This window comes from Paenibacillus konkukensis (genome assembly GCF_023523925.1).
In the GTDB taxonomy this organism is placed as follows: Bacteria; Bacillota; Bacilli; order Paenibacillales; family NBRC-103111; genus Paenibacillus_S; species Paenibacillus_S doosanensis.
The window spans coordinates 3,874,763-3,896,504 of the sequence record NZ_CP027059.1 but is presented as its reverse complement, the minus strand read 5'-3'; the positions used below and the strand labels follow the sequence as shown (position 1 = coordinate 3,896,504).

Sequence of the window (21,742 nt, the reverse complement as noted above, 5' to 3'; positions counted from 1 at the left end):
TAGCGTAGTGGCCAAGCAAAAGTATTACGTCGTGTGGGAAGGAAAAGTGCCCGGGATCTATAAAACGTGGGCGGAATGCCAGACGCAGACAAACGGCTACCCGCAGGCGCGCTTTAAAGCCTATGAAAGCGAAGCGGAGGCCAAGGCCGCCTTGGCCCGCGGCTGGAAAGCCTCGTTCGCGATGGCGGGCGTCAAGAGCGGTTCGTCCGCTTCCTCCGGCTCGGGGCGCAAGTCCTCCGCAGGGAGCGGGAAGGCCGCCGGGGAGGCCGAGCTGGACAGCCTGTCCGTCGATGTCGGCAGCCGGGGCAACCCCGGCATTGTCGAATATAAGGGAGTGTATACGAAGACCGGCGAGGTCGTGTTTCAGCATCCGCCGATTGCGAAGGGAACGAACAATCTCGGCGAATTTCTGGCAATCGTTCATGCTCTGGCTTATTTGAAGCAGAAGGACAGCTCAATGACCATCTACAGCGATTCGGTAACGGCGATGAGCTGGGTGCGCAAGAAGGAAGTGGCGACGAATTTGCCGCGGGACGCGTCGACGGAAGAAATATGGACGCTCGTAGATCGGGCCTTGGAGTGGCTGCGCAGCAATACGTACACGAACAAGATCGTCAAGTGGGATACGAAGGCATGGGGGGAAATTAAGGCCGATTACGGGCGGAAATAGTCTACGGGGCTGCAGGCCGTTGAGGCAGACGGAATGCATAAAGCGCAATACTGAGTCGCCTGTGCAAGAAATAATGCGGAATGAGGCGAAAATGGAAAGTTTGCTAAGAGAAACGCCCGATTTCCGCCTCTCCTGCTTGTCTAATGGCGTGAAAGATCATCTCTTACCGTTTATAATCTAGGGCAGTGAATATCGGCCCCGGCAATCCTGAGAGTGGAGCGCCAACTAGATAAACAACGGAATAGGAGAGGATTTTTCTTGTTTTTTGAACGGCTGAAACAAGGTTTCTTTGGCAATGTCCGCAACGACTTTTTATCCGGTTTGACGGTGGCCTTCGCGCTCATTCCCGAGGCGATCGCCTTCTCGATTATGGCGGGCGTGGACCCGATGGTCGGCCTGTACGCATCGTTTACGATCGCCGTGAGCATCTCGTTTTTCGGAGGTCGTCCCGGCATGATCTCGGCGGCGACGGGAGCGATGGCTTCGCTGATGGGGCCGATCATCGCCAAGTACGGCTTGGATTATTTGTTTGCGGTAACGGTACTGACGGGGATACTGCAGTGGATTCTCGGAGCTTTGAAGGTCGGCAGATTTATAACGTTCGTCCCGCAGTCGGTCATTACCGGCTTTGTGAACGCCTTGGCGATTATTATTTTCATGGCGCAGCTGCCCAACTTCGCAGGGGCGACCTGGGTCATGTACGCTATGGTGGCGGGAACGCTGGCGATTATTTATTTGCTGCCGCGTTTGACGAAGGCGTTCCCGTCGGCGCTTGCGGCGATCATTATTATGACGATCGTCTCGGTAGCGACGGGAGCCGATGTGCGCACGGTCGGCGACATGGGCGAAATTCGCCAGGCGCTTCCGTTTTTCCATATTCCCGAGATCAGCTTGTCTTGGGGCACCTTGTTCGCCTTGCTGCCTTATTCGCTTGCTTTGGCGGTCGTAGGCATGACGGAGACGCTGCTGACTTCGACGATCGTCGATGAAATGACCGAAACGAAGAGCAATAAAAACCGGGAAATCCGCGGCCAAGGCATCGCGAACATCATTACCGGATTTTTCGGCGGGATGGCCGGCTGCGCCATGATCGGACAGACGGTGATCAACGTCAAATCGGGCGGTCGCACCCGCTTGTCTACGCTGGTGGCCGGGGTGTTCCTGCTGTTCCTGATTATCGTGCTCGGAGACGTCGTGAAGCAAATTCCGATGGCCGCCCTGGTCGGCGTTATGTTCATGGTATCGATCGGTACCTTCGACTGGAATTCCGTGCGGACGATCGGCAAAATTCCGCGCGGCGACGCCATCGTCATGGTGCTGACGGTCGCGATCGTCGTAGCGACTTCCGATCTGGCGATCGGCGTTGTCGCCGGCGTCGTGCTGAGCGCGTTGAACTTCGGCTGGAAGATGGCCCGGCTGCGCTGCGAAACGCGTCTGAACGACGAGGGGCATAAAGTGTACGAAGTTTCGGGGCAGCTGTTTTTCGGGACGATGATGCATTTTGTCGAATTGTTCGATTACTCGTCGGACCCCGATCATGTCGTCATCGATCTGAGCGCTTCCCATGTTTGGGACATCTCCGCGGTGACCGCCATTTCCAAAGCGACTCAGAAATACGCCGGACTCGGGAAAAAAGTGACCCTCACGGGTCTCAATCCGGAAAGCCGGAGTATGATCGAGCGAGTCGGTCTCTCCGGCGGTTCGCCGCATTGAGCTTCCGCGTCATATAACGAGAAAGAATGATGAGAACAACGCCTGTCGCCGAAGCGCTATGCTTCGGGGCAGGCGTTGTTCTTTTCGCAGATCAAGAGGCGACTCCGTTCCCGTTCCCCACTTGCTCTCCTTGTGCAAAAATAAATGGATATTGTTTACAAATAACAAGGCCGGGTCCCTTTCCAGCATTAATTTTCAAATTTACATTTTATTTATACGATGGTCGGAAAAAATGCTGTATAATGCTCGTATCCCACATCAGAGAGGAGATTATTTTTGATTAAAAACAAAATGAAAAATTGACGGCCCGGAGCATTACGGCATGTATGCTATGTTCGTCGTTTTTCGGCTGGGGAACGGCTGCGATGGCCCAGGACTCGAATGCCGCGGCGAGCGGATACAAGGATCTTGGAGATTCTTATGCGGTCAAAGAGATTCAGGCTTTGTCCGACGCCGGTATTTTGTCCGGCTTTGACGGGGGATTGTTCAAGCCGCATGACGCGGTGACCCGTGCTCAGATGGCCAAAATTTTGGTCATGTCGATGGGACTTCAGGAGAAGGCATCCGCTGCCGCCGTCTTCAAGGACGTGCCGGATGACGCATGGTACCGCGGCTTCGTAGGGGCTCTGGTCGAATCCGGAGTAACCGAAGGCACTGCCGCAGATAAGTTCTCGCCCGACCAAACGGTTACCCGTGAAGAGCTTGCAGCCTTCTTCATCCGGTCGTTCGGCTTGGAGCCGCAAGCGGCTAAAAATGGTAAGGAGGCGAAGCTCAGCGACTTCGGCTCGGTGTCGGACTGGGCTAAGGGCGATGTAGCGTTTGCTTTTAACATCGGCTTCATCGGAGGCTTGGAGGATGGCAAAGGCGGTGTGAAGTTTCAGCCGAAGGATACGGCTGAGCGCCAAGCACTGGCTCGCTTAGGCTACGAGTTTAAATTCAATAAAACAAAGTATTTGAACAAAGCGGATGAGCTGCTGAAATCTGCCGCCGGCGAAGGCTCAACGGGTTCGACCGGTTCGACGGACGGACAGAACGCCGCAGAGGATACAGTCTCTGCCGTTAAGGATCTGATTGCTACGACGAATACGAGCATGGAAGTCGTATTCCAAGATAAGGTGGAAGCCGCGGCTGCTGCGGATTTTCAATTCGATAACGGTCTTACCGTTTCGGGGGCTGCGGTCAAAACAAGCATGCCGAACGTCGTTCAACTGACGACAAGCGCTCAAACGAGCGGGCAAGTATATCGCCTGACCTACAAAGGCAAAGCAACCGGGCTGCAAGCGACAGGAGTAACCACCAGAACCTCAAGAGGCTCGATCGGCTCTTCCAAGCCTTCCGATCCGTTCGCGGTTGCAGGAACTTATAATTCCGATTATACCCTTACTTCCAGCGGTACATACGGACCGGCAGACGGAGAGACTGTGATTAACGGCACGCTGACGTTAGACCCGGGCCCTGAGGGTGAAATCACCCTGAGAAATATAACGGCTGAGAATATCGAGATTAAATCCGGCGCGGCGAATTCGATTCATCTGATGAACGTTATCGTCCCTCATGTTCTCCGTATCGATACGGCGGAACAGGCCAATCCGGTCCATGTGGTAACCGAAGGCGGTTCCTCTATCGGAGCCTTGAATATTCTCACTCCGGCTATATTGGATTTGTTTAGCACAGGCACGATCGGCAGCGTCACCGTGAACCGGCCGGCGGCCGGCACCACTTTGCAATTGGGGACGGGAAGCGGCGTGGGGGTATTGAACCTGTCGGGCGACGTGATCCTGAACGGCGACTTCAGTCAAGTTCTCGTGTCTGATGACAGCGGAGTATCGATCACCACAACCGATGCCTCGGCCCAAGAAACGCTGGTCAAGCTGCTCTCCGATTTGAACGGCGCGGCGCAAGCGGCTGGCGAGCTCCAAAACAAGCTATCGTCTGCGGAGCTGACCGGCGACTTCGATCTTCCCGCCCTGTCCGGAACGGAAGCGGCGCTGCAGTGGATGAGCGGCTCGGATGCCTTGAGCATCGTCGACGGCGTTCATGTCAAAGTGACGCGCGGTACCGAAGACACGACTGTGACGCTTGCAGTCAAAATCACCGTAGGCCAAGCGGTCCGGGAAATCAGCTTTACCTTTACGATCAAAGGCTTGCCCGGGCAAACCGGCATGACCGATGAACAAAAAGCGCAAGCCGACAAGGAAGCGCTGAACCTGGGCGATCTGTCCGCCGTTACGGCGAATCTGACCTTGCCAGAGACCGGAGTTAACGGTTCTGCCATTACTTGGGCAACCAGCGATGCATCAGTGGTTACGGCAGCAGGCGCAGTGACGCGTCCTGCGATCGGGCAACCGGACGCCAAGGCGGTTTTGACCGCTACGGTCACAAGCAATGCGGTTTCTGCCAGCCGTACGTTTGACGTCACCGTCAAAGCTCAGTCGGCGTCCGGTTTGACTCTCGCCGAAGTTAGAGGGCAGGCGGACAGCGCGACCGTTGCGACCTCGGGTGTAGTCACAACCAAAAGCGATAAGGTGAATACGTTCTATATGCAGGATGCAACGGGCGGTATTCTCGTCTACTCGCCTGCGACCAAAACGGCGGTGAATCCAGGAGATCAGGTATCGATATCTTCCGGCGTGAAAACGACGTATAACGGCGAAATCGAGCTGACGGGCGCGGTATTTACTGTCACCGGTCAGACCGATGTACCTGCGGCGCAGGTGATTCCTGCAGCGGATGTTCCGTCCAAAGGAGGACAATTGGTAGCGGTGAAGCATTTGATCGTTTCGAATTTGTCCGGCAGTAATTTTGACGCAACGGATCTGGATGGAAATGTTATCAAAGTTTACGGCCAAAAATATGCGGTCAATTACGGCGGAGCCATCGCCAACGGCGATATCGTCGATGTAACGGGAATTTCCGTCATGTTCAATACTACGGTCGAGATCTATCCCCGCAGCGCCGACGATGTGGTGAAGCAGGGGAAAGTATCCGATGCAGATAAGGTTCAGCTTGATAAGAACGCATTGGACTTGGGCGACATATCGGCCGTGTACGCCGATCTCGATTTGCCGGCGGCAGGCAGCAACGGTTCCGTCATCACATGGACTACGAGCGATGCCGGTATCGTGTCTGCGGCAGGTCAGGTGAATCAGCCTGCCTTCGGGCAGCCGGATCGGCAGGTGACGTTGACGGCCAATCTGAACTTGAACGGAAATTTGGCAACCAGATCATTCGAGATTACAATCAAAGCTCAAGCGGTATCCGACGCTCGAGCGGTAGCGAATGAAGCGGCCGTGCTGTACGTGTTCTACGACGGCGTTGAAGCGGGTGTCGTTCTTACCGATCGCGGAGTGGACGGCACGAAAGTAGCTTGGCAGCTGGCGGACGCTTCGCAGTCTTCTATCGTGAATGTCGCCACAGGCGCGGTAACCCGAGCGGCTTTGGCTGCCGATACGCAGGTGACGCTAAAAGCTATCATCTCGCGCGGCGATCAGTCGGCGCTTAAGCCGTTCACCATTACCGTTGAAGCGATGAAAGAACAGCCTACGGTCAACCCGGTTACTGTTCGAGATACCACCGTAACGGGAACCGCCAAAGCGGGAGCGACCGTAACCGTAAGCGCAGCGGGCGCAACCCTCGGCAGTGCGGCGGCGGACGCATCAACAGGAGATTTCTCCGTGGAGATCGCTCCGCAGGCCGCAGGCGCTTTGCTGGAGATTTCCGCAACCGGCACCGATCCTGTCTATATGCTTGTGACCGAGCAGCTCGGCACGGACCTGTCCGGAGCATCGCTTTCGGTGTCTACGAACAAACCGGCTTCCGGTCAATCCTTCGCGCTGGATATTTTGAACGCTAAGGGCCAGGACGGCAAAGCTCTGAACGGAAGCATTGAGATCAGCGTAACCAGCAGCGTATACGGCAAGGTGTATTCCGGTCCGGTTACGTTCGCCAACGGCTCCGCTTCGGTGTCGCTGACGTTGGACCAAGCCGGCCCGCATAAGCTGACCGTACAGATCGCGGGCGTCACGGCATCCCCAAGCGCAAATGTGACGGTGAGCGAGACTGCCGGTCCGGTAACCATCGCGAACGGAGGCTTCGAGGTATGGGGGACGGACGGAATGCCGGATGCGTGGATGGGCAGCGGTACGAATATCAAACCGAATAAAGTATCGCAAACGACGGATGCGCATACGGGCTCTTATGCAGTTCAGTTAATTAACGAGGATAGCAAAAACCATGTGCGTTTTACAACTCAGACCATATCATTGGTCAAAGATCAGCATTATTATATAAAGTATTGGGCCAAAGGATCGGCTAAATTAAGAAATAGCAACGCGCTGGTAGGGTCTTCCCTAGCCTATGATACATATGGGGACTATAAAGAGTTGTCATCGGCGTGGGCTCTCTATGATTATGATTTCATTGCCAAATCCAGCGGAGATTATGTCATTATTTTCTCGGTTCTTGCCGCAGGGGATAGCAGCAAGTCTGAGGCCATTATCGATGATGTGACTATTTCAACGAATCCATAATTGAATAGGAGGAACTCTTTTTGAAAACTTGGCGTCAACTTATGCGCCGTACGCTCCCTGCCGTGATGGCGGGAGTCGTGGCGCTGAATATAGCCGCATTGCCTTCCGTATGGGCGGAAGGGGCTAACGATCCCGCTCCGTATATCCAGCCGACAGGCACGCCCAACGGAAAAAAGGTGCTGTTCGACAATACTCACGGACAGACGGCCGGCGCGGCGGACTGGGTTATCGACGGAGGCTTCTCGGATTTTGCCGACGCGATAGCCAAGGAAGGTTACTACGTGCAGGAACTGCGGAAAACGACTCCGATCACCTATGAAGATTTGAAAGACTATGCCGTACTCGTCATCGGCGAAGCCAATATTCCTTATAAAGTATCCGAACAGGCTGCGATGACGGAATATGTGCAGAAGGGCGGGAGTATCTTCTTCATCGCCGACCATTATAACGCAGACCGGAACGTGAACCGCTGGGATGCCTCGGAGGTTATGAACGGATACCGCCGCGGCGCCTGGAACGATCCGGCCAAAGGAATGAATGCGGACGAGCGGATGTCTACTGCGATGCAGGGTGTCGTAAGCTCCGAGTGGCTCAGTCAAAATTTCGGGGTTAAATTCCGCTATAATGCGCTCGGCGATATTGAAGCGACTAACACGGATATTGTAAGCCCGGTACAATCGTTCGGCATTACAAGCGGCGTGAGTCAAGTGGAAATGCATGCCGGAGGAACTCTTCTGATCACCGATCCTTTGAAAGCCAAGGGGATCGTATTCATGCCGCAAACGACGGTCAAATGGGCCAATGCGGTCGATAAAGGGGTATATGCCGGAGGAGGAGCCGCCGAGGGGCCGTTCGTAGCGATTTCGAAGGCGGGCCTAGGCAAGGCCGCTTTCATCGGCGACTCGTCTCCGGTGGAAGACGCTACGCCGAAATATATGCGCGAGGATACGGGCAAGGCCAAGACAACCTACGACGGCTTCAAAGAAGGCGACGACGGGGTGCTTTTGGTCAACATTATCAATTGGCTGGCTAAGTCCGAGTCTTATAAAAACTTGGGGCAAGTGCAGCAGCTTCAGCTTGATCCGGTGACGCCTATCGTTACAACCGGGCCGGAGAACGAAATTCCGCAGCAAAGCGTAGAGCCGCAGCCCGAGCCGTGGTCCGCTCCAGCAGCGGGGTACAAATGGTATGATCCGTCTACCTTTGCGCCGGGCTCCTATGGATATACTCCGTAAATAAGCGGATGTATTGAGCAGTTCGAGTACGGTAACAGGATCTGTCCGCTGTAAGGACGGGTCCTGTTTTTCTTTCTGGTTTTATAAGCATGGCGAAAAAAGAGCGGAGGGGCCGTTTGAATCTGGAAAAGCGTAAGCGGTCGCCTTTGAAAGCGGATTTTCTCCATAGATAAAAGGAAAAAAACCAAAATCCGTTTTCATCAGCGATTGGAAGACCAAATGGGCATCGCAGCGGACTTTTTCACCACACTTTTATATGATATGATCATAGATGCCTAATTAATAGAAGAAACACACATCCAAGCAACTAGAAACTGCATAGGGAAATGAGAGGTTCGTTGGGATATGGCTTTATGGGGAACAATCGTCAATGCGGCAGCTATCGTCATAGGAGGGCTGCTGGGACTTGTGCTGCACAAAATGAGTCAAGGCATTCGTAGCACGGTGATGCAGGGCATCGGTATGGCGCTGGTCGCGCTAGGTTTGTCGATGACGCTGAAATCGAGCAACTTTTTGCTGATCGTGGCGAGCTTGGTGCTGGGAGGAATCGCCGGCGAGCTGCTTCAGGTGGAGCGCGGGCTGGAACGCTTGGGACAATGGCTGGAACGGGGAGTAGGAGCTTTATCCGAATTAAAGCGCAGAGGCCGGACCAAAGACAATTCCGCCGAAGACAGCTCTGTGCCGGGAAAAGGCGGCAAGCAGGGAATTGCGTTCGGGTTCGTCAATACGACGCTGATCTATTGCGTAGGAGCGATGGCGATACTGGGCGCATTGGACGGCGGGCTGCGCGGTCAGCACGATATATTGTATACCAAAGCGATGCTGGACGGATTTACGGCGATTATTTTTGCCTCTACCATGGGCGTCGGCGTCTTGTTCTCGGCGCTGGCGGTCTTTATCTATCAAGGAGCTATCGCGCTGGCTGCCTCCGGTATCGCTTCGCTGATCCGCGAAGATATGTTAAATGAGATCATTACCCAAATTACGGCGGTCGGCGGGGTGTTAATTATGGGAATCGGCATCAATTTGCTTGAGCTGCGCAAAATCAATGTCGCTAACCTGCTGCCGTCTTTGTTGATTGCTGCCTTGGCGGTGCCTGTGATACATGCCGTCACTCTCTGGTGGACAGGAGGATGAGCGAATCGGCGGCGGTTGGCTGGAGCGGACGATAGTCTGCGGCACCGGCGGTCGGCAAAGCGTTACTCCGCCGCCTGATCGCTGCTTTGAATAACCAGCAGCATGCCCGCCGTAATCGCAATCGTTCCTTCCGGCTCCGCAAGACAGTTGCTGATTCCGAGGGATTGTCCGATCGTCAGTTTGGCGTTATGCAGAGGGTATTGGAAGCCTTGCAGTTCGATGCCTTCCACGTCGAGGCTGAGCGGGAGCAGCGAGACATGGGAAAAGCGGCTTCGCTGAAGCGTCAACGGAAGATGCTGGTCCATGACGGCGATCTCGTTATAAGCATCGATGATCCGGCAGCGAAGACCGGCTTCGAGTCCTTTGCGCAGCAAATGCACGTTGGCTAAAGCGTGGTCCCAGCGAGTGCCGAGCGCTCCGCACAGCACAATTTCGTCCGGCTGCTTCTCCAGAGCCCAGTTGAAGGCCATTTCCGTATCGGTCAAATCCTTCATCACCGGATCGCAGCTGATAAACCGGCCGCTATTTTCCGCAATATACGCTTTCTCCTCCGCGTTGACCGAATCGAAATCGCCGAGCGCTACATCCGGCCGCCGGCCGTGACGCAATAAGAACAATGCTCCTTTGTCGGCCCCAACGAGCAGATCGCCGGGCTGAATTAGCCGCAGCGCCCAAGGGCCGAGGCTTCCCCCAGAAAAAATAACAACACGAGTCATTCGCTAGACATCCCTTTCCCTGTTTCATTTCGCAGCCTATATTGTAGCATATACATCCGGATAAATCCGGCATGAACAACTGTATACAGCGCTTCGGTTCCTATGATAAGTTTAACGTGTGCAATTCATCTTATCCGGAGGAGCTTTTCATGATGAGAGAAGAAGAGAATTCCGTTATTGACGGCAGCTTGTTTGCCAATGCGCTGCGCATCGAGCGGACGACGGCAGGCGTAAAGCCGCTGCGCTTTACCGAACGCCAAATGCAGCTGTATGCGAAGCAGGACAACTACCGCATCCGCAGCGGCTGCCCTGCCGGCGTGTGTTTGGATTTTATATCGGATACCGAGTCGGTGGAGCTGGCTTATCTGGTGGAAGGCTCGGTGCGCAACTGGCTTTATTTCGATATTTGGCTAGACGGGGTGATGAAGGGCAGCATCGGTTCTCCAACCGTAGGCGAAGACCTGGGAAGGCTGACCTATACACTCGATGCTGCGGAGAAAACTGGACAGAAACGAAGATGGACGATTTATTTCCCGCACAGCGTCGTGCTGACGGTCCTGTCTTTAACACTGTCCGACGGAGCGTCTGCCGAGCCGGCCGCTCCGTATAAGCGGAATTTGCTCTGTCTTGGCGATTCGATTACGCAAGGAATGGATGCGCAGAAGCCTTCATCGACGTATCCGGTGCAGCTTTCGCGGGCGCTCGGCATGAATGTGCTCAATCAAGGAGTCGGCGGATATATATTCGATGCGGACAGCCTCGATGAGGAACTGCCGTACCGGCCCGATCTGATCACAGTCGCCTACGGGACGAACGACTGGGGGCGATATGGTGCGATGGAGGAATTCAGGCAGCAATGCGCCGCTTTTTTCGCCAAGGCGGCCCGGTTGTATGAGGGAATCCCGATCTTCGTCGTGACGCCGCTGTGGCGTGCGGACCAAGATCAACCGAGGAGCATCGGGACGATCGAAGCTTTGGCCGATACGATCCGCGAAATATGCGCCGACTATCCCGATATTCGCGTTATTGACGGACAGAGGCTCATCCCGCAGATGCCTGCTATGTTCGGAGATGCTTATTTGCATCCGAATGACGAAGGGTTTATGCATATGACGCTCAACCTGTTCCGGCATATTGCGGGGAGCGGGGTATAAGGCCTGCGAACAGCAGCCTCCCGGACCTGTTTTGCACGATGTCGATGAAGAAGGTATAGTTAAAATATAGAAAAACGTCTTCTGAGGCGGGAGGAGGGCATGGTGTTGGCGGGCAAACGATTTGAGAATATGGATGGGGTCAACACGTTAAAAAGCTTTAAAGAACTTCGGCAATGGCAGAAGGAGCGCCGGACGAAGATTAAGGATCTATCCTTCACAGTGCCGACCTGCGAACGGAAAGCCGTGGATTTTTTGCGGAGCAACCGGGAGCAGACATCGATTACATGGATCGGCCATTCTTCCTTCCTGATTCAGATGGGCGGTGTGAACCTGCTGACCGATCCGGTCTGGGCCGAACGGATGGGCTTCGCCCGGCGCTTGTCCCCGCCCGGGCTGCGCCTAGACGAGCTGCCGCCGATCGATGCGGTGCTGCTCTCCCACAGCCATTACGACCATATGGACATGCGCACGCTGCGCGCATGGAAATCCGCGCAGCTGTTCGTGCCCGCAGGGCTCGGGCCCAAGCTGCGGGCCAAAGGCTTCGTCAGCGTCACCGAGCTCAGCTGGTGGGAGCAGGCGCAGCTCGGCGGGCTCGAGCTGCATTTTGTCCCGGCGCAGCATTGGACACGCCGGACGCTCTTGGACACCAACCGCTCCCACTGGGGCGGTTGGGTCATCCAGCCCGCGCAGCTTGGCGAGGCGCGCGGGGCGGTGTATTTTGCCGGGGATAGCGGCTACTTCCCCGGCTTCCGGCGGATCGGCGAACGGTTCGCGATCCGGTATGCTTTGATGCCGATCGGCGCGTACGAGCCGGAGTGGTTTATGTCCGCGCAGCATGTTACCCCGGAGGAGGCGGTACAAGCGTTCCTGGACGTGCAGGGGGATGTGTTCATCCCGATGCACTACGGCGCGTTCCGCCTGGCCGACGATACGCCGCGCGAAGCGCTCGATCGGCTGCTCGCCGATTGGCGGAGGCGGCAGCTGCCCGAACAGGCGCTGCGGGTTCTGCAGCTCGGCGAAACGCTCGTATAGCCTCGGCCACCGGCGAGAGGCTATCGATTGCATAGCAAATCCCCTGGCAGACATTGGCTTAGCCGCGCCAGGGGATTTTTTGTTGTTTAGGAAATGATGCGCAGCAATATCCTGTGGATATCCGGGGGCTCTCCCGAAAGTAATGTCTAACCATAGAACGATCCCAGCGGAATGGTTAGACGCCGATCCAGCTTAGGCCGGATGCGGACGGAATAAGCTTCAGAGCATCACGTCACTACCCTGGAAATTACTCTTGGTACCCCATTTCCATTGTCTGTGGTGCCGCGTAGCGGCATGGATGGCTTTTGGGGGATTGGTTCCGCGCCGCTTTTCTTGCAGGCAAGCGGCTTTGCCGGAGCAGGCTTACGCTTTGCCGTCCTTGCGGCTTTCGGTCATTTGCTGCCAGACCGATCCGGCGGCTTCTTCGCCGCGTTCGATGCGCTCCAGCGCGATCTTCGCTTGCAATTGTACCTCGAACTCGGGGTCGTTCGAAGCTTCGCGAAGCGCTTCGACGGCGGTTTCGTCGCCGGCTTCGTACAGGAAGCGGGCGGCGCGCCAGCGGACGAGCTTGTTTTTATCGCGAATCGCTTCAATCATTGGTCCGACAGCGGCCGGATCGCCGAGATCGGACAGCGTATCCCCGGCAGTGCGACGCACGGCGGCGGTAGAATCCTTGAGCGCCTGGAATAAATAAGGCAGCGCTTCGGCGCGTCGCAGGTCGCCGAGATAGACGACGGCCAGACGGCGGATCGAGGTATTTTCATCGGTGATCGCTTTGGCCAATAGAGGCAACGCCTCGATCGAAGGCTCGAACCGTTCGAGCGCCGCGTAACGCAGCTTCCAATCGTCGGATTGGAACTGTTCCTCTACCTCCGCCAGCGATAACGGGCTCGGTCTGACGCTTTGCGGCGGCGCTTCCCCGGGCTCCGGAGTTCCCTGCTCCTGCGCGAGCCGGATCAGCTCATGGAGCCGCTCTTCGGGATAGGAAGCCTCCAGCTCGCTTACAATTTCTTCGGCGATTTCTTCCAGTTCTCCGTAACGGACACCGAACTCCTCCAGCTTGCGCTCCCGGATCATGGACGATCCGGCGGCTTTCTGTACCGCTTCGCCGAACAGAGGCGGCAGCGCCGAGCGCACCTCTCGGTCTCCCGAGCGTACCCGTACTTGCATTGGAATGCCGCGGTACATTTGGACTAACACTTGAGCTTCTCCGTAGCTTGCGGCAGGGCCCGTATCCCGGGCCTCTCCGGCTCCGGCTTCTGCTTGCATCAGCTCGCGGGCGGCGGCAAGCACGGCTGCCCAATCCGCCCCGGGAACGCGGTCCAGCGCGATAAAGTCGGCCGTTCGGAACAAGCTGCGCACTCCCTGGATCGCAAGAAGACTTTTCAGCGGTTCGGGAGCTTGGGCAGCCTGATCCGCTTTGAACGTTTGGCGGATGCCTCTCGGCAGCGATTCATCCACATTGAGTTTCATGGAGTTAGGACTGGGCGTAGGTTCTATAGAAATAAGCTTCATAAGGATTCCCTCCGAAGTTACTTTTTTATCGTACTATGTTCAGTTTACCTTATTTCGAACGATGATGCGACAGAGGCTGACGATCGGGGAAGGGAGCCCGCCGGCCGCGATCCGTCCGGGGAGCTGCAGTTTATCGGGCGCCTTTCGCATTCTGAACAAACAAGCCCGGCTAGGACGCAGCCGGGCTTGTTCATACAGGGGTTTGTTATAATATAGGACGCACTCATTAGCTGAAATGCACCGCCCTTAGTCTTTATCCACCAAATTGCGGTGCAAATAGTTGTCGTCCAACGTTTTGGTCAAGTCGAATACGGTGTGTGCCAGATCCAGGTTTTCGAAGATGTGCTCGCATTGATCCTTGTAAGCCATTTCTTCATCGTAATGGGAAGTGTAACGCTGAATTAATTCCGGAGTGTCTCCACGGTCTTCTTCGCGTTTAACAATTGTCTTCAGGTCCGCATAGATGAATATTCGCACGGCTTTATTGCCGTACAGCTTTTTGAGCGCTTCGGCGCCGAAACGGTTCAGCACCAAATAAATAGCTCCGTGCTTCTCAATCATTTGAGCTACGTCTCGTTCCTTTACCCCGTAGCGGTTGCCGTCGATTTCGATAACTTCAATAAATTCGTTATTACGCTCGGCTTCCGTAAATACGTCTCTGGAGACAAAATGGTAATCTTGGCCGTTGAATTCCGCAGACCGGGGTGCTCGCGTCGTGTACGATATCACTTGTTTCATTCCGAGTGTTTCACCGGACATTTGGGCGACGGTTTTACGTCCGGCACCGTTTGGTCCGGTAAAAATGAAGATGAAGTCTTTATCCCTTAGTTCGTACATGGAAACCCCTCCTTGGTTTTAGAAGTTCCTTGCCGATTGCGTATACCTTATTTTACCTGTTTTCCGCGCTCAGGTAAAGGCTTACGTATCGAAGCCAGGGGGAAATCGGAGAGGAGCCCCCCGCTGCAGCTGCCCTTTGAGGCGGCGAAGCCCGCTGCGACGCGGGTTTATCGCCCGCGCCGTCCGCGGCTTCCCGCGTCGCCGCGTTTGCCGCGCTTAGCGTCCGGCTGCCCTGCCCGCCCGCGCGCTTGCTGCATCCCGCCGCGCTCGCTGGAGCGAGCGGCCGAGCGGTCTTGCCATCCGCGCCCGCCGGAGTCGGCGGCAGCGCCCGCGCGCCCGCGAGCTTGCTGCATCCCGCCGCGCTCGCTGGAGCGAGCGGCCGAGCGGTCTTGCCATCCGCGTCCACTGGAGTCGGCGGCAGCGCCCGCGCGCCCGCGAGCTTGCTGCATCCCGCCGCGCTCGCTGGAGCGAGCTGCCGAGCGGTCTTGCCATCCGCGTCCGCCGGAGTCAGCAGCAGCAGCGCCCGCGCGCCCGCGAGCTTGCTGCATCCCGCCGCGCTCGTTGGAGCGAGCGGCCGAGCGGTCTTGCCATCCGCGCCCGCCGGAGTCGGCGGCAGCGCCCGCGCGCCCGCGAGCTTGCTGCATCCCGCCGCGCTCGCTGGAGCGAGCAGCCGAGCGGTCTTGCCATCCGCGTCCGCCGGAGTCGGCGGCAGCGTCCGCCCGTCCGCGAGCTTGCTGCATCCCGCCGCGCTCGCTGGAGCGAGCAGCCGAGCGGTCCTGCCGCCCGCGCCCGCCGGAATCAGCCGCCGTGCCCGCGCGCCCGCGCGCTTGCTGCCCGGCTCCGCGCCGTCCTCCCGGCGTCCGCACAAGCTCCTTGTCGGCGTAGTCGCCGCTGCGTCCACCGCGCCCGCTCGTCCGCGCTTCGCTAAGCTCGCCGTCCGCCTTCACAGTGCGCCGCGGCAGCTCCATATGAATGCCGCGTTCGATCGCTTCCAGCGCGCCTTGATCCCGCTGCGCGACCATCGTCACCGCCATCCCGCGCTGTCCTGCCCGGCCGGTCCGGCCGATGCGATGAATGTAGCTCTCCACGTCATGGGGGATGTCGTAATTGAACACATGCGTAATGCCCTCGACATCGAGCCCTCTTGCGGCGATATCCGTTGCCACGAGCAATTGGATCTTCGCTTCTCTGAACCGCTTCATGACCTGCTCGCGTTTCGCCTGCGTCAAATCGCCGTGCAGCTCGTCCGATGCATACCCGAGATCCTGCAGCGCTTCGTTCAGTTTGCCGGCGCGAAGCTTAGTACGGCAGAAGATCATCGCCAAATAGGGACGATATTCGTCGATAAGCCGGCATAAGGCGTCCTGCTTGCCGCGGTCGGTCGTTTTGACGGCGATTTGCTCGATTTCCGTCAACGTAATCTGCTTGGATTTGACCTTAATTTCCTGAGGCGTTCTCATATAGCTTTTAGCCAGATTGCGTATAGGCCCGGGCATGGTGGCGGAGAACAGCAGCGTCTGCCGTTTGGGCGACGTTTGCACAATAATTTCTTCCACTTCGTTCAAAAAGCCCATATGCAGCATCTGATCGGCTTCATCCAACACCAGGGTAGACAAGCGCTGCAGTTGAACCGTCTCTCTCCGCAGATGGTCGAGCAAGCGGCCAGGCGTCGCAATGATCATATGTACGGTGCCTTCGAGTTTTTTTAATTGGCGCTCGACATCTTGCCCGCCGTAGGCGGCGAGAACGCGGACGCCCTTGATCGGCGCCCATTTCTGAACTTCTCCGGCGATCTGGATCGCAAGCTCGCGGGTAGGCGTGACGATGAGCGCTTGCGTGTAGTTTTTGCGCGGATCGATGCGCTCGAGAATCGGCAGAACGAAAGCTAACGTTTTCCCTGTGCCGGTTTGCGCCTGGGCAATGACATCGTCCCCGGCGAGCACGACGGGAATCGCTTCCTGCTGAACGGGGGTGGGCTCCGTATACCCTTGGTTTTTCAAGGCTTCCGCTATTTGTTCGCTAATGCCTAATGTGGCAAAATTTGATTTCATTATAGATTGTCTCCTTATCTTCCGGTTCATTCATCTTCCGATAATAACAGCTTGTTCGGCTGTCCGGCGTATACATGCATTCTACAGGAAGCGAAGGCAAAAAGAAACCGGATCGCGGCATAAAAAAAACCGAGTTTCTTCATATATAATATGAAGCGATACTCGGGGGGATAAAGACTTACCGTTCCGTGCTTGTAGGCTGGGTCGGCTGGGTGCCGAAGATTTGCTCCGACAGAGCGTCGAAATGAGGCAAATAAGGCTTCAGATCGCGCCCGTGCCAAGCCTCCTGGGCTATCCGGTTTAATTCATTAATATAGGTACGGTTGGCCGAAATATAAACGTCGACCACAGTAGGCTGCAAGGAACGAATTTTTTCGGCAATTTTCTGCTTAAACAGATGGGATAAATAATTATGGTCCCACACCGTTTCGTACGAGTTGGTTCCGGTGGCGAGCTTGTCCGGGTGGGCATAGTCGTTGAACGGGGTGTACGTATTATAGAGACCGCGGACCGTGCCGGCGTTATTCGTCTCCTGCGGCCCGATTCCGCTGCGCGTTCCCGTCGCCGTCTTGTCGATCGTAATGGCCACATAAGCGGTATTGTCGGCGAGCATGACGATGGCGCTGTTCACCCCGTCCATGGCGGCGACTTGATCGGATAGAAATTGGTTCATCTCCAGATTCGAATGCTTATGCGATACGATCGCGTACTGCTGCTGCGTCTGATAGGCTCTTGTCGTATCTTGATTGGGTGCATCCCGCCTGCTGCCGTAATTGTTGGCGCTGTTGTAATCGTACGTCGGGTAGCATCCGGCGAGCGTTACAAGGATGCCTGCGCACAACGCTGCCCAAGAAAGCCGTAAACCGTGCATAGCTTATTACCTCCTCACAATGTCGTTAATCCCGGCCGGCCCTCGGTGAAGAAAAAACAGTTCGGCAGGCATAACTTTCGGGTGCTTTTGAGAAAACTGATTCTAAATAAGGGATAAGCTCTTCAATATTAGAATCCAACAAATCGGGATTATTATGCGCTGCGATTATTCGACATTTCGTGCATAAAAGCCCTGGATTTTGGAAATAAAACAAGAGAGGCAAAGGAGAAAACCGAATGAAAATACTATGAAAATGCCCGTTTGAGAACAATTTGTGAACTTCTTCAGATTCATTGACAAAAAAGTGGTACGAATTTATAGTTAATATGGTGATTAGGTTCATTGACAATATATGACCTTTTGTTTGAAAAATATTAGCTTTAGAGGTGGGATTGATAAGATGAATCGATGGCAAAATCTGTGGCGCTTCATCCCTCTTTTCGGGTTGATGATGATGCTTCTGACAGGGTGTGGACACGATACGATTTCAGCCTTGAAGCCTAGGGGTCCTGTCGCCAGAGACCAGCTGTTTCTAATGAAGCTGAGCCTTGGCATCATGATCTTGGTTGTCGTGGTTGTATTCGCTATCTATGTTTACGTTCTCATTCGCTTTCGGAAGAAAAAGGGCGATAAAGACATCATTCCGAAGCAAGTGGAAGGCAGCCACACACTGGAAATTATTTGGACGGTCGTTCCGATTCTTCTGCTGCTCATTCTGGCTGTGCCTACGGTGAGCTATACGGTCAAGTTGTCGGAAAACCATATCAACGACAAGGATGCGGTTCATGTCAAAGTGACAGCGCATCAATTCTGGTGGCAGTTTGAATATCCGGAGCTTGGTATTGCTACCGCGCAAGATCTGGTTATTCCTGCAGGCAAAAAAATTGCGTTTGAAATTACATCCGCGGACGTGCTTCACGCCTTCTGGATTCCTTCCTTGGGCGGCAAACAGGACACGAACGTAGGGATGACCAACGTATTCTATCTTGAAGCGGACGACGCCGATACCTTTATGGGTAAATGTGCGGAACTCTGTGGTGCGTCCCATGCCTTGATGGACTTTAAGGTCGTTTCCAAAACGGAAGCCGATTTCAACAAATGGGTAGAGAAAATGAAAACCCCGGCAACAATCCCAGCCGACGCTAAGAACGGGGAGCAAATATTTAAAGACAATTGCTTGTCCTGTCACGCGGTCAATGCACAAGGCCTTGGCTTTGGACCTAACTTGAACGGATTCGCTTCTCGTGAAATGGTTGCAGGTATTCTGCCTCACGACGACGAGAGCATTAAGAAATGGATTAAAGATCCTCAATCGGTGAAACCGGGCAACAAAATGCCTCAAATCCCATTGCAGGACAACCAAATCAACGATTTGGTCAAATACTTAGATTCATTGAAATGATGAACATCTTGGAAAAAAGGAGGTAAATACGTTGGCTCATTCTCACAAGGCAAAACATTACACCGGATTAATGGATTGGCTTACAACCGTTGACCATAAAAAGATCGGTATTTTGTACTTGATTGCTGGAGGATTGTTCTTCCTCATGGGCGGTGTGGAAGCGATTCTGATTCGGATTCAGCTGTTGTATCCTGACCAAAAGATTTTTATCGGCGACACGTTCAACGCACTTACGACGATGCACGGTACGACGATGATCTTCTTTGCGGCGATGCCGATTATCTTTGCTTTTATGAATGCGGTTGTACCGCTTCAAATCGGAGCTCGCGACGTAGCATTCCCATTTGTGAATGCGCTGGGCTTCTGGCTTTTCTTCTTCGGTGGAGTCATGCTCAATACCAGCTGGTTCTTGGGCGGAGCGCCTGCGGCAGGCTGGACGGCTTATTCGCCGCTTGCAAGCATTGTCGATCCTACCATTAGCTACCATGGCGTTGACTTCTATGTGCTCGGCTTACAGATTGCCGGTTTGGGTACGTTAATCGGGGGGATAAACTTCCTTGTAACGATTATCAACATGCGCGCTCCCGGTATGACTTATATGAGAATGCCGCTCTTTACTTGGACAGCATTCATCACTTCCGCTTTGATCTTGTTCGCTTTCCCTGCGATTACCGTAGGTTTGGTTGAACTGATGTTCGACCGCTTGTTCGGCGGCGCGTTCTTCGATGTTGCCAAAGGCGGTAATGCAGTACTCTGGGAGCATTTGTTCTGGATCTTCGGTCACCCCGAAGTATATATCCTGATTCTCCCGGCATTCGGTATCATTTCCGAAATCGTCAGTACGTTCTCCAAAAAGCGCTTGTTCGGTTACAGCTCGATGGTATTCGCTACAGCGCTGATCGGGTTCCTGGGCTTCATGGTTTGGGTTCACCACATGTTTACAACCGGTATCGGACCTGTCGGTAACGCGATCTTCTCCATCGCAACGATGGCTATCGCCGTTCCTACCGGGGTTAAGATCTTTAACTGGCTGTTCACGCTGTGGGGCGGACAAATCCGTTTCACGACAGCGAACATCTTTGCCACTGCGTTTATTCCGACGTTCGTTATGGGCGGTACGACAGGGGTTATGCTTGCGGTTCCTGCCGCTGACTTCCAGTATCACGATACATACTTCGTCGTAGCTCACTTCCACTACGTTATCGTCGGCGGTTTGGTTCTTGGTTTGTTCGCCGGTGCTTACTACTGGTGGCCAAAAATGTTCGGCCGTATGCTGAACGAAACGCTTGGTAAAATTCATTTCTGGACATTCTTTATCGGTTTCCATATGACTTTCTTCCCTCAGCACTTCTTAGGGCTCATGGGGATGCCTCGCCGCGTATTTACATATCAGCCCGGCGTTGGTTTGGAAGAAGGTAACTTTATCAGTACGATCGGCGCCTTCTTGATGGGTATCGGTACGATTGTGTTCTTGATCAATACGATTTCGACGGCTCGTCTGCCGAAGAACGCTCCTGCGGACCCATGGGACGGCCGTACATTGGAGTGGGCGATTCCTTCGCCTCCGCCAGAGTATAACTTCAAGCAAACTCCGCTTGTGCGCGGATTGGACCCATTGTGGAAAGAGAAGATGGCCGGCAACAAAGAGATGACTCCGGCAGAGCCTATCGGTTCGATTCATATGCCGTCTCCGTCGATTTTGCCGTTGATTTTCTCGATCGGATTCTTTATTGCCGGTTTCGGCTTTATGTACCATACTTACGTGGTATCCGTTATCGGTATCGCCATTATGCTGCTCTGTATGTTGTTAAGATCGGTTTACGACGATCACGGGTATCATATTGAACCGGAAGAGCTCAACGATAAGGGGGTTAAGGCATGAGTGCGCATCATGGAGTAGGCGGTGCCCTGCCACCTCACGCGGAAACGGCAACACTGGAAGGAAAAAATAAAGTAATGGGATTCTGGCTCTTCCTTGGCGGAGAGTGCGTATTGTTCGGTACGTTGTTCGCTTCGTTCATCGCTTTGCGAAACCAGGTTCCTGACGGTCCTACGGGACAAGAAATTTTCCAATTAGGTACGGTAGCTTTATCGACATTCATCTTGTTGACGAGCTCCCTTACCAGCGTATTTGCAACGATGGCTTTACATCGCAATCAATTAAGCAAGCTTTTGTTGTGGATGGGTATTACCGTATTGTTGGGCCTCTGCTTCTTAGGCCTTGAAGTATATGAGTTTACCGAATATGTGCATGAAGGCCATGTGTTCTCCAAGAGCGCCTTCGCCACATCGTTCTACACGCTGGTCGGCTTCCACGGAGCCCACGTTGCGTTCGGCGTATTGTGGATTACGCTTCTCATCTTGTCTTCCTTGAAAAAGGGACTTACCGTTGTTACGGCGCCTAAGTTTTATGTTGCCGGCTTGTACTGGCACTTTATCGACGTAGTATGGGTATTTATCTTCACCGTAGTGTATTTGATGGGGAAGGTGGGACCGTAAATGAGCAGCCAACAGCATACTTCATCTGCCGGAAACCGGCATAAGTTGGAAGGCCCTAAGAATCATTACTTGTCCTATATCGTATCGATACTGTTAACCATGATCGCTTTTGCAGCCGTGCTGTACGGCGGTCTGGACCGGGCGTTTCTGCTCTGGTTTTTAAGCGGCCTTGGCGTCGTTCAAGTTTTATTCCAGTTGGCGTATTGGATGCACATGAAGGATAGAGGCCATCTCTTCCCGATCGTGGGTTTGATTTTTGGAGCTATCGTTGCTTTGACGGCCGTAGCTGCGGGCGTTTTCTGGACTTGGTGGTAATTAGCGTAAGGGGTGGCTTTTAGAAGATGAAAGCCCCTCTTTTTTTCTTGTTATGCCTAGGAATCC

Annotated in this window: 15 protein-coding genes and 1 pseudogene; 11 read left to right on the top strand and 5 right to left on the bottom strand. The window is 54.5% G+C overall.

Going from position 1 to position 21,742, the window contains the following annotated elements; all coding sequences use genetic code 11:
• Positions 1-7 precede the first annotated feature (7 nt).
• The 5 genes and pseudogenes from rnhA (at position 8) to SK3146_RS16715 (ending at position 9,284) form a co-directional block, all read left to right on the top strand.
• Positions 8-670 (top strand): ribonuclease H, encoded by a 663-nt coding sequence (rnhA, locus tag SK3146_RS16735; protein WP_249866061.1) that lies wholly within the window; start codon positions 8-10, stop codon positions 668-670.
• Between the two features lie 258 nt (positions 671-928).
• Complete coding sequence (locus tag SK3146_RS16730) at positions 929-2,383, top strand: SulP family inorganic anion transporter (RefSeq protein ID WP_249866060.1); 1,455 nt, start codon at positions 929-931, stop codon at positions 2,381-2,383.
• Positions 2,384-2,682: 299 nt separating this feature from the next.
• Positions 2,683-6,912: an immunoglobulin-like domain-containing protein gene (locus tag SK3146_RS16725; RefSeq protein ID WP_249866059.1), complete on the top strand. Its 4,230-nt coding sequence runs from the start codon at positions 2,683-2,685 to the stop codon at positions 6,910-6,912.
• 65 nt (positions 6,913-6,977) lie between these two features.
• Positions 6,978-8,135, top strand: a pseudogene (locus SK3146_RS16720) (DNA-binding protein); the annotation flags it as partial.
• A 357-nt stretch (positions 8,136-8,492) separates the two neighbouring features.
• Positions 8,493-9,284, top strand: coding sequence for a DUF554 domain-containing protein (locus SK3146_RS16715; RefSeq protein WP_249866058.1), 792 nt, complete (start codon positions 8,493-8,495; stop codon positions 9,282-9,284).
• A gap of 62 nt (positions 9,285-9,346) precedes the next feature.
• On the opposite strand, the gene SK3146_RS16710 is transcribed toward SK3146_RS16715, so the two are convergent.
• Positions 9,347-10,000 carry a thiamine diphosphokinase gene (locus SK3146_RS16710; RefSeq protein ID WP_249866057.1) on the bottom strand — a complete coding sequence of 218 codons (654 nt, stop codon included), beginning with the start codon at positions 9,998-10,000 and terminating at the stop codon, positions 9,347-9,349.
• A gap of 149 nt (positions 10,001-10,149) precedes the next feature.
• Between SK3146_RS16710 and SK3146_RS16705 the strand changes: the two genes are divergently transcribed.
• Both SK3146_RS16705 and SK3146_RS16700 read left to right on the top strand, forming a co-directional pair.
• A complete protein-coding gene (locus SK3146_RS16705) occupies positions 10,150-11,154 on the top strand; it encodes an SGNH/GDSL hydrolase family protein (protein WP_249866056.1) in 1,005 nt (334 codons plus the stop codon).
• 99 nt (positions 11,155-11,253) lie between these two features.
• Positions 11,254-12,186, top strand: coding sequence for an MBL fold metallo-hydrolase (locus tag SK3146_RS16700; RefSeq protein WP_249866055.1), 933 nt, complete (start codon positions 11,254-11,256; stop codon positions 12,184-12,186).
• Positions 12,187-12,549: 363 nt separating this feature from the next.
• Here SK3146_RS16700 and SK3146_RS16695 read toward each other — a convergent pair whose 3' ends face one another.
• From SK3146_RS16695 to SK3146_RS16680, 4 genes are all read right to left on the bottom strand, one after another.
• Positions 12,550-13,701 (bottom strand): virulence factor, encoded by a 1,152-nt coding sequence (locus SK3146_RS16695; RefSeq protein ID WP_249866054.1) that lies wholly within the window; start codon positions 13,699-13,701, stop codon positions 12,550-12,552.
• Between the two features lie 246 nt (positions 13,702-13,947).
• Positions 13,948-14,538: a guanylate kinase gene (locus SK3146_RS16690; RefSeq protein WP_249866053.1), complete on the bottom strand. Its 591-nt coding sequence runs from the start codon at positions 14,536-14,538 to the stop codon at positions 13,948-13,950.
• Between the two features lie 167 nt (positions 14,539-14,705).
• Positions 14,706-16,589 carry a DEAD/DEAH box helicase gene (locus tag SK3146_RS16685; protein ID WP_249866052.1) on the bottom strand — a complete coding sequence of 628 codons (1,884 nt, stop codon included), beginning with the start codon at positions 16,587-16,589 and terminating at the stop codon, positions 14,706-14,708.
• 178 nt (positions 16,590-16,767) lie between these two features.
• On the bottom strand, positions 16,768-17,460 hold the full coding sequence (locus SK3146_RS16680) for a YhcN/YlaJ family sporulation lipoprotein (RefSeq protein ID WP_249866051.1): 693 nt from the start codon (positions 17,458-17,460) through the stop codon (positions 16,768-16,770).
• Positions 17,461-17,860: 400 nt separating this feature from the next.
• Here SK3146_RS16680 and coxB point away from each other — a divergent pair, with 400 nt between their 5' ends.
• The 4 genes from coxB to SK3146_RS16660 all read left to right on the top strand — a co-directional run bounded on the left by coxB (position 17,861) and on the right by SK3146_RS16660 (position 21,676).
• Complete coding sequence (gene coxB / locus SK3146_RS16675; protein WP_249866050.1) at positions 17,861-18,862, top strand: cytochrome c oxidase subunit II; 1,002 nt, start codon at positions 17,861-17,863, stop codon at positions 18,860-18,862.
• A 70-nt stretch (positions 18,863-18,932) separates the two neighbouring features.
• Positions 18,933-20,744 (top strand): cytochrome c oxidase subunit I, encoded by a 1,812-nt coding sequence (gene ctaD / locus SK3146_RS16670; protein ID WP_249866328.1) that lies wholly within the window; start codon positions 18,933-18,935, stop codon positions 20,742-20,744.
• Positions 20,741-21,361 carry a cytochrome (ubi)quinol oxidase subunit III gene (locus tag SK3146_RS16665; protein WP_249866049.1) on the top strand — a complete coding sequence of 207 codons (621 nt, stop codon included), beginning with the start codon at positions 20,741-20,743 and terminating at the stop codon, positions 21,359-21,361. Before ctaD ends, SK3146_RS16665 begins: the two co-directional genes overlap by 4 nt.
• A complete protein-coding gene (locus SK3146_RS16660; protein WP_249866048.1) occupies positions 21,362-21,676 on the top strand; it encodes a cytochrome C oxidase subunit IV family protein in 315 nt (104 codons plus the stop codon).
• The last annotated feature ends 66 nt before the right edge of the window (positions 21,677-21,742 follow it).